At 47.0% G+C, this 12,573-nt stretch carries 13 protein-coding genes; 2 read left to right on the forward strand and 11 right to left on the reverse strand.

From position 1 onward, the window contains the following. Positions 1-23: 23 nt before the first annotated feature. The gene (locus L1076_RS01720) at positions 24-284 is read right to left on the reverse strand and encodes a hypothetical protein (protein ID WP_038878106.1); all 261 of its coding nucleotides are present in this window, start codon (positions 282-284) and stop codon (positions 24-26) included. Positions 285-538: 254 nt separating this feature from the next. Further along, on the reverse strand, positions 539-1,153 hold the full coding sequence (locus tag L1076_RS01725) for a glutathione S-transferase (RefSeq protein WP_237303010.1): 615 nt from the start codon (positions 1,151-1,153) through the stop codon (positions 539-541). Positions 1,154-1,437: 284 nt separating this feature from the next. Between L1076_RS01725 and L1076_RS01730 the strand changes: the two genes are divergently transcribed. Both L1076_RS01730 and L1076_RS01735 read left to right on the forward strand, forming a co-directional pair. Next, complete coding sequence (locus L1076_RS01730; protein WP_005375904.1) at positions 1,438-2,013, forward strand: TetR/AcrR family transcriptional regulator; 576 nt, start codon at positions 1,438-1,440, stop codon at positions 2,011-2,013. 1 nt (position 2,014) lies between these two features. Next, positions 2,015-2,419, forward strand: coding sequence for a PPC domain-containing DNA-binding protein (locus tag L1076_RS01735; protein WP_104027736.1), 405 nt, complete (start codon positions 2,015-2,017; stop codon positions 2,417-2,419). Between the two features lie 98 nt (positions 2,420-2,517). Here the strand turns inward: L1076_RS01735 and nirD are convergent, their stop codons facing one another. The 9 genes from nirD to cobA all read right to left on the reverse strand — a co-directional run bounded on the left by nirD (position 2,518) and on the right by cobA (position 12,565). After that, the gene (gene nirD, locus L1076_RS01740; RefSeq protein ID WP_237303011.1) at positions 2,518-2,853 is read right to left on the reverse strand and encodes a nitrite reductase small subunit NirD; all 336 of its coding nucleotides are present in this window, start codon (positions 2,851-2,853) and stop codon (positions 2,518-2,520) included. Next, positions 2,854-5,373, reverse strand: coding sequence for a nitrite reductase large subunit NirB (gene nirB, locus L1076_RS01745; protein WP_237303012.1), 2,520 nt, complete (start codon positions 5,371-5,373; stop codon positions 2,854-2,856). It lies immediately after the preceding gene. 10 nt (positions 5,374-5,383) lie between these two features. Then, entirely contained in the window at positions 5,384-6,220 is an 837-nt protein-coding gene (locus L1076_RS01750; RefSeq protein WP_005450080.1) for an ABC transporter ATP-binding protein, read from the reverse strand. A gap of 11 nt (positions 6,221-6,231) precedes the next feature. After that, complete coding sequence (locus L1076_RS01755) at positions 6,232-7,197, reverse strand: ABC transporter permease (protein WP_038871666.1); 966 nt, start codon at positions 7,195-7,197, stop codon at positions 6,232-6,234. Between the two features lie 80 nt (positions 7,198-7,277). Beyond that, the gene (locus tag L1076_RS01760) at positions 7,278-8,642 is read right to left on the reverse strand and encodes a CmpA/NrtA family ABC transporter substrate-binding protein (RefSeq protein ID WP_005387573.1); all 1,365 of its coding nucleotides are present in this window, start codon (positions 8,640-8,642) and stop codon (positions 7,278-7,280) included. Between the two features lie 265 nt (positions 8,643-8,907). Further along, positions 8,908-9,489, reverse strand: coding sequence for an ANTAR domain-containing protein (locus L1076_RS01765; protein WP_165935418.1), 582 nt, complete (start codon positions 9,487-9,489; stop codon positions 8,908-8,910). 73 nt (positions 9,490-9,562) lie between these two features. Continuing rightward, positions 9,563-10,480, reverse strand: coding sequence for a dienelactone hydrolase family protein (locus L1076_RS01770; protein ID WP_005375880.1), 918 nt, complete (start codon positions 10,478-10,480; stop codon positions 9,563-9,565). 229 nt (positions 10,481-10,709) lie between these two features. Then, the gene (locus L1076_RS01775) at positions 10,710-11,663 is read right to left on the reverse strand and encodes a glycosyl transferase family protein (RefSeq protein ID WP_237303013.1); all 954 of its coding nucleotides are present in this window, start codon (positions 11,661-11,663) and stop codon (positions 10,710-10,712) included. After that, the gene (gene cobA, locus L1076_RS01780; RefSeq protein WP_237303014.1) at positions 11,660-12,565 is read right to left on the reverse strand and encodes a uroporphyrinogen-III C-methyltransferase; all 906 of its coding nucleotides are present in this window, start codon (positions 12,563-12,565) and stop codon (positions 11,660-11,662) included. Before cobA ends, L1076_RS01775 begins: the two co-directional genes overlap by 4 nt. Positions 12,566-12,573 lie beyond the last annotated feature (8 nt).

Raw genomic sequence — 12,573 nt, forward strand, 5'->3', positions numbered from 1 at the left:
GCTCCCTGCTTATGACGCAGTGCCTAACGAAGGATGGCGTTAGTGGACTGTTCGTCTCTAAATCGAGTGTAATCTTCTGATAATAGTTGGTGTTGGTAGCGGGTATAAGACAACGCCTCATTCGAGACAACGATTTGGTTTTCTTTTTCCACCAGTTGCCCGCGCAGCAATTCAATTTGTTGATGTTGTTGAGTGTGGTTTTGATACATCGCAACTAATCCACACACAGACGCTACGAGCAGCGTACACAACACGCCATTGATGGTTTTACTTCGAACACGCATAACCTCTCCTTGTCGCTTGGTGTCCTTCATTACTTGGTGAAGTCCAATAATGATTGGGACGTCTACAAACTAAGAACTCAAGGTTCCAAAACGCCGTGAGAGCCAATTGATGTTGTTTCATTAATAGAGTTAATTATAGGAGAAAGGCAGAAAAAGAAGAGAAAACCTGAACAAATTGAAGATCTTTGCGCTTAAAACGACAAAAAGCAGCAAGTCTACAAAAGCCTTGCTGCTTAGAAAAATCACGCTAGAAGTTAACCTTGAAACGCTTCACGCACCGATACTTGTTCAAACCAACGTGCAATATTTGGGTAGGTTTCGAACACCTCAATATTCAAACCATTTACGGCAAAACCAACAAAAATGTAGCCGGTAATGTCTACGATGGTGAAGTTGTCCGTGGCGATGTGCTCGCTTTCTGATAGGCGCTTGTCGAGAATTGGTAGGAATTCTAATACGCGAGATTTCGACTCGTCACCCCACGCAGCTACGCAGTTTTCACGGTCTTGGTAAATTGCTGTGATATTACGAAACGCCTGAAAAGCCGTGTACAAACCTTGGAATTCGACAACGCGATGCCACATTTCCACCTGAGCACGTTCGAGCTGGTTAGCACCAAACAACGCCAGATCATTTTCAAACGCTTCATCTAGGTAACGACAAATCGCCACGCTTTCACAGATCGCAGTGCCATCATCCAGTTCTAGTAGAGGCACTTTGCCGTTCACGCTTTTCGATTTAAACGGTTCAGATAGGTTATCGCCCTCACGAACGTTCAGCGCAATTCGCTCAACCTCGCCACCGACTTCCTTTAGAAAAATGCTAACTCGCTTACAACTTGGAGTCATTGCGGTTTCATAGAGCTTCATTTCACATCCTTTTATCTTTTTCTAACCGATTGGTTAGGATATACTGTAGCCAGTTTATAAACGATCAGTCAAGAACTTCACTATCAAAAATTTTCAAACAGTTGTGGGTCTGTTTGCTGAGCGAGATTTTTGATGCCGTTTGTGAGTTCACATGAATTTGGGGGCTGATACCCAAGAATAGATGGGTATTCATCATATTGGTTCAGTTCGAACGCTAGAGGTTCTCTGTACCATCCCTCCAAAGCAATTTAATTACCCGATAAGCAGACCCAGGCAGGTAATTTATGGCAAGAAAAGCCAATTTCGACCGAGATGAAAAGCTTCTCGTGGCTATGGATGTGTTTTGGCGCAAGGGCTTTGCGAACACGTCTATCTCGGATCTCACAGACGAGTTGAACATCAACCGCTTCAGTCTTTACAACACCTATGGTGACAAGCAACAGCTCTACTACGAAGCGCTCGATACCTACTTGAAAAAGGTCTCGCTACCGTCACTGAATGATTTGGAAAAAGACGACGCGTCTTTACCTGAGTTGGAATCGTTCCTTAAATCTTTTGCTGAGCTGCAGCGCAAACGCAACTGTGGGTGTTTTATTCAAAATGCGTTGATTGAGCACGCTGGGGAAGACGATGACGTACTGCGCAAAGGGCATTTTTTGTTTGACCATCTTATCGACATCATTGCGGATGCACTGACTAATGCGCAGAAAGAAACCTTAGTGCCGAAAACGCTGAAACCAGAAGAACTCGCTCGTTTTGTTCTCAACAACATGCAAGGCATGCGCGTACTTGGCAAAGCCAAACGTTATGCCGACTTGGATACGGCGCTTTCCTGCTTGCTGGTTTTGATTAGGAAATGACATGTCGATTGAAGTGATAGCGGTACGTCTTACCAAAGGCATGGACTTAAAGCTCAGCCTTGCGAAATTGGTCGAGCAGCATGGTATCAAAGCTGGCTCGATTGCCTCATGCGTTGGCTGTGTCTCTGACCTCAACCTTCGTTTGGCAAGTGCAGAGAGTACGTTAACCAAGCAAGAGCCATTTGAAATCGTCTCTGTGATGGGAACCCTAACGCCTGAACATCAGCACGTTCATATCTCGGTGTCTGATCGTGAAGGACGAGTCTGGGGCGGGCATTTAATGGAAGGCACGGTTATTGATACCACCGCAGAATTGATCATCCATTCTTACTCAGAACTTGAGTTCACTAGAGCGATGGACGACTCGACTGGCTATACCGAACTACAAGTGAATCCTTCCAAATAGTAAAAAGCTCCAGAGCCATACTGTACTGTCTCTGGAGCTTTATTCGCTTGTCTCTTACGCCAATAACTTATTCATATCGAGCAAGCTAATTTCGAGGATCATTCCTCGGCTAAGTAACAAACCTGATTATCGTCGACTGTTACTTGCCACGTTTTTAGACAGTGCGCATCGTCTTCCAAACATTGCCCACTCTTTAAACTGAAATGCTGTTTGTACAGTGGTGACGCAACACACATCTCACCATCGATATCACCGACAATCCCTCGACTCATCACATAAGCGTTACCGATTGGGTCCCAATCTTGAACGGCGTAAACACCACTATCAGGAATGTAGAATAACGCGACATGCTTGCCTTCAATCAATACAGTGGCACCGATAAACGGCATTAAGTCATCAAGCTGACACAATTTCACTTTGGTTAAAGCTGCCATTTACACCTCCTGTTTCACGGGAATACGCTGACCGCGTACACGTTGGTACGGTAAGACTTTGCTGCCCGACGTGCTGTTCAAGAAAGGACGGAAACGTTGCAATTTTTGAGGATTATCCAGCGTACTCTTCCACTCACATTGATAGGTATCTACGACGCGCGCCATTTGTTCATCCAAAGAATCACATAAATTCAGAGAGTCATCCAAAATCACTTGTTTAAGGTAATCTAGGCCCCCTTCCATGTTCTCCATCCACACCGACGTGCGCTGCAAGCGATCAGCGGTGCTGACGTAGAACATCAATACTCGGTCGATCATGGTGATCAACTCTGATTTGGATAGGTCGGATGCAAACAAATCCGCGTGTCTTGGTCTCATACCGCCATTACCGCAAACGTATAGATTCCAGCCGTTTTCGGTGGCGATCACCCCAATGTCTTTACTTTGCGCTTCTGCACACTCGCGAGTACAGCCCGATACGGCAAACTTAAGCTTATGGGGCGCTCGCAATCCTTTGTAGCGGTTCTCTAACTCAATGGCTAATCCAACTGAATCATCAACACCATAACGACACCAAGTAGACCCCACACAAGATTTCACGGTGCGGACCGACTTGCCGTAGGCGTGCCCTGTTTCAAAACCGGCATCAATTAAGGTTTGCCAGATTTCAGGAAGCTGTTCTAACTGCGCGCCAAATAAATCCACCCGCTGACCGCCAGTGATCTTGGTGTACAGATCGTATTGCTGAGCAACTTCGCCTAGCACGATGAGTTTGTCTGGTGTGATTTCGCCGCCCGGAACACGAGGTACAATCGAGTAAGAGCCATCTTTTTGCAGGTTCGCCATAAAGGCATCGTTGGAATCTTGCAGAGATTGATGCTGCAGCTCCATGATGTGTTCATTCCACAAAGAAGCAAACACAGATGCTGCTGTCGGCTTACAGATATCACACCCATGCCCTTTGCCATGCAGTGCAATTAAGGTGTCGAAGTCTTTGATTTGTTCCACTTGGCAAATATGGAACATCTCTTGTCGACTGAGCTCAAAGTGCTCACAAAGGTGGTTGTTGACCTCTACCCCCATGGCTGCCAATTGAGTATCCAATACCGACTTCACCATATTGCTACAGCCACCACAGCCAGTACCGGCTTTGGTGTTGGCTTTAAGGTCCGTCAGGTTGGTAGTGCCAGCTTGAATCTCGGCAACTAAGTCGCCTTTTGTGACGTTGTGACAAGAGCAGATGATGGCGCTGTCTGGCATCTCTCCGTCCAGCATTCCAGTATCAAACAGCAGATTCGCCGCGTGGTCTGGCAGGACCGTTTTGTTCAAATAACACTGTAAGAGCGCATCGTAGTCACTGTTGTCACCAACGAGAATCGCACCAAGTAATTGGGTGCCGCTCGCATCAACCACCAGCTTTTTGTAGATGCCTGCAACCGCATCTTGCAAGACCATTTCCTGTGCGCCTTCGGTTTGCATTTGTGCATCGCCGATAGACGCCACATCCACCCCAAGTAGCTTGAGTTTGGTGCTCATGTCTGCACCTTTAAAACCTTCGCTTGGCATCCCAGTCAAGACATCGGCAGTGGTTCTCGCCATGGTGTAACCGGGTGCGACTAAACCAAAGATCTTTTGCTCCCAAAGAGCACATTCGCCAATCGCATAAATATTCTCATCGCTGGTTTGGCATTGATTGTTAATCACAATGCCGCCTCGCTCGCCTATTTCTAGCTCAGCCAGCCTTGCCAACTCATCTTGAGGACGAATGCCTGCGGAGAAGACAATCACATCCACTTCGAGAGGATCTTTGTCTTTAAACACCATACGATGCTTAGCCGTTTCACCATCGCAGATTCGCTCCGTCCCCGTTGAGGTACGCACGGTTAGCCCTAGCGCTTCAATCTTCTCTTTTAGCACTAAGCCAGCACCATCATCTAACTGTACGGGCATGAGGCGAGGTGCAAACTCAATGACGTGAGTTTCTAACCCCAAGAGTTTAAGTGCGTTTGCCGCTTCTAAACCCAACAAGCCGCCGCCAATCACTGCGCCCGTTCTTGCGCCTTCACATGCTTTTTTGATTTGTGAAAGGTCATCAAGCGTGCGATAGACAAACACGTTGTCTCGGTCTTTACCTTCAATTGGCGGCACAAATGGGTAAGAACCGGTCGCGAGCACAAGTTCGTCGTAACCCAGCACATCTTCACCATCAAGAAGAATGCGCTTTTGCTCTCTGTCGATGCCTGTTACTTGGCTGCCAAGTACGAGTTGGATGCCATGCATGTCGTACCATTCTTGGTTGCTCAGCATCAAATCATCATGAGACTTACCCGCAAACAAAGAGGACAACTGTACACGGTCATACGCGATAAAGCGCTCTGCACCAATCACGGTAATTCGGTGCTCCAAATGCGCGTTTTTCTGCACTAATTGCTCGACGAGGTGTTGCCCGACCATACCGTTGCCTACCACAACGATGTGGCTCAATGCGTTCTTTACTGGAATCGTTAAAGGACTGTTCATCGCTGCCTCCTTATGCCGTTTGCGCTGCGGTTTTGGGTTTGTCTTCTTTCGAAGCAGGAATCTCGACTTTGGATTGCTTCTCGTAAAGGAACTTCAGCACCGCTTGTCGACACTTCTGATACTGCGCATCATCTGCCAGTGCTACACGCTCACGAGGGCGAGGTAGATTCACTTCTAACACTTCTCCAATGGTTGCTGCCGGTCCGTTAGTCATCATCACGATTTTGTCAGATAGCAGCACCGCTTCATCCACATCGTGAGTAATCATGATCACGGTGTTGTTTAGCTCGGCTTGAATCTTCATCAGTGCATCCTGCAAATGCGCACGAGTTAACGCATCCAACGCACCAAATGGTTCATCCATCAGCAAAACCTTTGGTTGAAGTGCCAGTGCTCTCGCAATGCCGACTCGCTGCTTCATACCGCCCGAGATTTCATCCGGCTTTTTGTGCGCGGCATGCTGCATTTGAATCAACTCCAAGTAGTGATTCACTTGTTCCTGAATCCACGCTTTGCCCTTTTTGCCGGCAATTTGTTTTACAGCTAGCTCAACGTTTTGATACACGGTTAACCAAGGTAATAATGAATGGTTTTGGAACACCACTGCGCGGTCTGGTCCCGGTCCAGCTACTTCTCGTCCATCGACGATCACGCCGCCGTCTGTTGGCATGTGTAGCCCTGCGACTAAGTTCAATACCGTTGATTTACCGCAGCCAGAGTGGCCAATCAGCGATACAAACTCGCCTTTATTGATTTGTAAATCGACGTTCTTAAGCGCGATGAACTCGCCATCTGGCGTTGGGAATCGCATCCCTAAACGCGTTAGATCTAATAATGCTTTTTCCATGATCGTTTCCCTTATCTCAACGCTTGTTGTTTATTCCAAGACAACCATTTTTGAAGTTGCAGCATGCCTCTATCGAGCATCAAACCGATAAAACCGATGGTGATGACAGCCACCATGATGCGCCCCAATGATGCTGAACTGCCGTTCTGGAACTCATCCCAAACGAACTTGCCTAACCCTGGGTTCTGCGCGAGCATCTCTGCTGCAATCAATACCATCCAAGCGATACCTAAAGAGAGACGTAAACCGGTGAAGATCATTGGAATGGCAGAAGGTAAAACGATGGTGCGTATGTGCTGCCACCACGAAAGTTGAAGCACTTTGCTCACATTGATTAAGTCTTTATCAACGCTCGTCACACCCACAGCGGTGTTAATCAGCGTCGGCCACAAGCTACACAGCGCCACTGTGATCAGAGAGTTAATGAACGACTTAGCAAACATCGGGTCATCACTCACATAAGTAGCACTCACCACCATAGTAACGATAGGCAGCCAAGCCAAAGGTGATACGGGCTTGAGCAATTGAATGATTGGGTTAAACGCTTGATACAGCCCTTGATTAAGACCAAGCACGATGCCAAGTGGAATCGCGATAACCGTCGCCAGCAAAAAGCCCGCAGTCACAGTCACTAAGCTTGTTATGATTTGGTCGAAGAACGTCGGTTTACCAGTGTAAGGACGAATCTTTACTTCGGCGTCTGGATTCTTGGCTAACTTCGCGGCATTGCGTTTTTCCTGACGCTCGATAAACGCTTGTTCTTTTTCTCGCTCTTGCCAATGGTCATCGACAAGGTTGCCGAATTGCTGAAAAGTTTGCACTGGCCCCGGTAGCGTACCTAATGAAGTTTGCACTTCTTTCGCTGCTAAGTGCCACATTGCCAAAAAGATCAGCAAACCAATGACGGGCAAAAGTACCAACCGACTTCGGTTCACTACCTGCTTAGCAGGAAAAAGGGAAATGACATTACTAGACATACTCACTCCTAAGAAATTTACATCCTTGTTATTGCGGGCAGACTCACCTGCCCGCTGTATTTTTTTTAGGACTGCTAACCCTAAACTTTGTCTTTTCCTTTAAGCCCGATAGAGAACTTCTCTAAATATTTATTTGGCTCGCGACCGTCATAAACGATGTTGTCGATAAAGTGTGTTTGTGGCGCACGGAAACCATCTTCAGCACTGAAATCTGGGAAGTCTTTTTTGCTCAACACACCATCTTCAATCAGTGCTTGAGCCGCTTGTTGGTAGATATCTGGACGGTAAACCTCTTTCGCCACATCCATGTACCAATCATCGGATTTCTCGCTTGAGATCTGTCCCCAACGGCGCATTTGAGTCAGGTACCAAATCGCATCGCTGTAATACGGATACGTGGCGTTATGACGGAAGAACACGTTGAAGTCTGGCACGTCTCGTTTGTCACCTTTCTCGTATTCAAATGTGCCCGTCATTGAATTGGCGATAACTTCGGCATCGGCTCCAACGTACTCGCTTTTTGATAGCATCTTCACTGCTTCTTGGCGGTTGGCATTGTCGTTTTCATCCAACCAATGTGCAGCTCGAATCAAGGCTTTCACTACGCGAATGTGTGTGTTTGGATACTTCTCAGCCCAAGCTTTGGAAACACCAAACACTTTCTCTGGGTTGTTCTTCCAGATCTCGTAATCGGTCACGACTGGCGTACCAATGCCTTTGAATACGGCTTGTTGGTTCCATGGTTCGCCTACGCAGTACCCTTTAATCGTGCCCGCTTCCATTGTGGCTGGCATTTGTGGTGGCGGCGTAACACTCAAAAGAACGTCAGCATCCAACTGACCACTGTTGTCACCGGATTCTGGTGCATAAAAACCAGGGTGAATCCCACCTGCCGCTAGCCAGTAACGCAACTCATAGTTGTGCGTCGATACAGGGAACACCATGCCCATGTTGAACGGTTTGCCTTTATCCAGATAACTGTCGACCACAGGCTTAAGTGCATCCGCTTTAATTGGGTGAACAGGTTTGCCATCTGGTTGTTTTGGAATGTATTGCTTCATCTGCTCCCAAGTATCATTGGAAACCGTGATTGCGTTGCCGTTCAAATCCATACTGAACGCGGTAATCACTTCCGCTTTTGTGCCGACACCAATCGTTGCGCCCAATGGCTGACCAGCAAGCATGTGCGCGCCAGCAAGCTCACCATCGATAACTCGGTCTAAAAGCACCTTCCAGTTTGCTTGAGCTTCTAAAGTGACGTACAAGCCTTCGTCTTCAAAAAAGCCTTTCTCATAAGCAACCGCCAGCGGTGCCATATCGGTTAACTTAATAAAACCAAACTTCAGGTCTTCAATTTCTGGCTCACCCAATTCTGCCTTTACGCTGACCGTGGTGAATACCGATAACGAAATTGCTGACACTTTCAGCATCGAACTCCATTTCATTGGTTTGCTCCCATAAAAAAAGCGCCACTACTCCGAAGAGCAGTAGCGCCGTTGCTAAGTCTACAATTACCGCCGTTGATAATTGAGATAAGCGATTCAACAATAAACCCAATTCTTCTAATCCAATTACTGTGCCAACTTATTTTTCACAGTAAATACAATAGATTAGTATATCTTGCCGTTTGTTATTCCCTGTTATTGCTTGCTGATAGTGCAACACGCACCACGTTAGAAAACGCACTATAACCCCAAAGTGGTAGAGCGACTAATCAAGCACCTCCAAAGTAGTTATCAAATTCTTGGCAACTTGTGCGAGCGTTTGGCTCGATTGCATGGCTGAATTTCTTAGCGCTTTATAAGCCTGTCCTTCATCAACGCTGTGCATCTTCATCAGCAGACCTTTCGCTTTTTCCACCAGCTTGCGCTCTTCAATCTTATTGGTCAGTAATTCAATTTCCGATTGCATACTTTCGAATTTCGCTCTCACTAATGTCGCATGTTCAATCCAAGGTTGAAGTGCAAACTCACTATCGTGCGGCATAAGAACATAGTCCATTTTTTCTGATAAACGATTGATATCATTGGATGATAATTGCTTTAAGACGATAAGAAGTGGTGCCGATTTTCTGCGGCAGAAATCGACGATCAAACGCAGTTCCGCGGTTGGTTGTTGCCATCCAACCACAACGCTTGCCGACGGTTCTCGTTGCATTAACGTTTCTAGTTGTGCCAATTGGCAGCCGATGATGTTGTCGTAATCTTTGCTCAATAAGCCGGACAATCGAGCCTGCTCTTGGAGGCTATCACAGCATACTATGATGGGTGTTTTTGACGTTGATTGAGTCATGCACATTCCTTGTTTATATCTCACTCACTAAGAGAGACATAACAAGGAATGTGCCAACTAAAGTAGACGCGCTTTAACTAGAGGCGAGATGTTCTTTGAAGAAGCCGAGTGTGCGCTCCCAAGCGAGTGCTGCTTCTTCCGGTGCGTAGCGTGCTGTTGAGTCGTTATGGAAGCCGTGGTTGACGTTCTCATACATTAGCGCTTGATACTGAGCGTCGGTTGCAATTAACTGCTGCTCATAAGCAGGCCATGTGTCGTTAACACGCTTATCGAGCCCTGCAAAGTGAATCATCAACGGCCCTTTGACTTGCTTTTGGATCTCTTGAGCCGCTGGTGTTCCATAAAAAGGCACACCTGCATCGAGCTCTTCAGGCATTACCGCTGCAAGCATATTGACAATGTATCCACCGAAGCAGAATCCAACCGCGCCCAATTTACCGTTGCCACCCTCGTATTGTTTGAGGAAGTTAGCCGCTGCAATAAAGTCTTGTTCGATCTTGGCTCTGTCCATCTCTTTCTGCATCGCGCGCCCCTCATCGTCGTTCCCCGGATAGCCGCCGAGTGGATAAAGTGCGTCTGGAGCGAAAGCAATAAAGCCGTCTTTTGCAAGTCGTCTTGCGACATCTTTGATATAAGGGTTCAGACCTCGATTTTCATGAATCACCAACACGGTCGGCGATTTTAAGGTCTTCTTCTGTGGCATCACCAAATAACCACGCCCTTCTCCATGCCCATTTGGAGATGGAAAGGTTTCGTAAGTTGCTTTGATGTCAGGATCGTTAAATGAAACTTGTTCTGCGAGTGCGTAATTCGGGGTTAACGCATCGACCAGTGCTGTCATGCTAAAGCCAAGCACAGCAAGGCCACCCAGCCTATTTAGAAACTCACGGCGCGTGATTTTTCCGTGGGCGTATTCGTCGTACCAATCGAAGGCTTCTTGCGGGATCGGATGGGAAGCCTTTTCACTAGGAGTGGTATGCTTTAGAACCATTATCCATGTCCTCTGTGTCTTACCATATGGGATTTTCTCATTCTCAAAAGCGCAGGGAGAAACGAACGCGATTGAGGCTAAAACTTCGGTTTCACCATTCTGATACGGAGCAAGGTGGTGAAACACATCATTGGCGAGCTAGGATCTTTTACCTTCTTCAAACAATAGATAATGGATTCAGATTCAACAACTTTGCGTCGTTGGTTTTACATTAATTGACAATAGTGCGTTATTGTTGGCCGCAATAGGCTTGCCAGTAAGAGAAAGCGCGTTCGAATGCTTTTTCTCTGTCGTGCATTTGTGCAAACAAGACCACTGTCATGGTAGCGAGAACCGTATTTGCCATTTGGTTCATGTCATCTTCTGACGTCCCAAACGGGCAGTTCGCAGGCATTGGCACCTCAGACAGCATTTGCTCCGTCCAGTAGTGCGATGTCACGCCGCTTGTTTGGCTTAACCATACGGTTTGACTTACTTTAGGGTTGTATTCTGACTCACCCGATTGTCCTTTGAATGACACAACGGCGTGAGCGGTTTGACCAATCTCGAATTCGACTTCAGCATGAAGTTGTTGGAAACCAGGATGAAAGCTACCGCGAATACCAACCGTCGCCTGCCCCGGATTCAATGCTCGAACCACGGTATTAATCGGCGTTCTAAGCCCATAGCGATTCTTCCAACCAATCATGGTTTCTGCTTGAGGAGCAAACGAACTCAACGGCAGATACACGATGTTTTGTGTTTCTAACACACGCTTTGCTTCTTCTGCTGATTCCGCTTTCGTAATAGCAAATTTGTCGAGGTAGTCTTCAGCGTGTAAACGACCAGATTGACGGTCGTGATAGCCGTGCATCAGCACTTTATGGCCATTATCGGCAAGGATCTTCGCTGCCAACAGATGCCAAGGCTGACCTGCCGCTTCACGTTTGCCTGCATAACATGGCCAATCAATATCTGCACCAATAGCTGGCATACGGGATTGGAATGCTTTCACAAAGCCAGCGATTTCTTGTTGAGTCTCGTTCTGTACGCGGATCAGCATCAACAGCATTGCCATCTGATCGTCGTCGCACTCACCGTTTAGGTATTCATCCATAACTCGAAACGCTTGGTCAAAGCTCAGTGGTTTTCTACCACGTTCGCCACGACCGACTGTTCTAATACATTCCAAAATGCTGCTCATATTCCCTCGTATTCCGTCACTGACTGTACGGTTTCTATTAGTTGTTCGCGCAGTTTGACAACTTCTCCCATCACAATCAATGCTGGGCTCACGCCTTTAAGTGTAATCGATAAATCATTGAGCTGATTGAGTTGTGTAGCGTGCACTTGTTGTTGAGGGCTGCAACCATGAGTGATTATCGCGACTGGGAAATCTTCTCTCAAACCAGAGCCTAATAAACCCGTTTGTATTTGCGATGACTTTTCTAACCCCATATAGAAGACTAACGTTTGCCCGCTTTGCATCAGTTGGCTCCAAGCTTCAAATGCGCCTGTTACCACTTGCCCTGTCACAAAGGTAACGCTGCGAGCAACGCCACGATGAGTCAGCGGAATCAAGCTGTTTGCTGCACATCCAATCGCAGCGGTAATGCCGGGGATGACTTCGTAAGCGATTGAGTGTTTGACGAGTGCTAATGCTTCTTCGCCTCCACGACCAAATACGAAAGGATCTCCCCCTTTTAAGCGTACAACTCGCTTTCCTTGCTGAGCGAGCGACACCATCAAATCACAGATTTCTTCCTGACCAATGCTGGGTTGTCCGCATCTTTTGCCCACGTAAATCCAATCAGCTTGTGGCAAAGACAACTCCAAAATATCTTTGTTAACCAAACGGTCGTACAGCAGAACCTCTGCCGACATAATCGCTTTTACAGCCTTTACCGTTAACAAGTCAGGATCGTGCGGCCCTGCTCCGACAATCGAGACAAAACCTTTGTGGTTCGCATCTAGATCTGTGGAGTGATTTTCTAAAAGTTGGTTCAGTTTGCTTGCTTGATCATGCTTAGAAAAGCGAGACGAGCGTTCTTGATTCTGGTCCGCTTGTCCTTTCTTAAACCAAGACTTTTGATAAGGCGCTTCCATGTGCTTAT

The organism is Vibrio sp. MMG023, assembly GCF_021654215.1.
Classification (GTDB): Bacteria; Pseudomonadota; Gammaproteobacteria; order Enterobacterales; family Vibrionaceae; genus Vibrio; species Vibrio jasicida.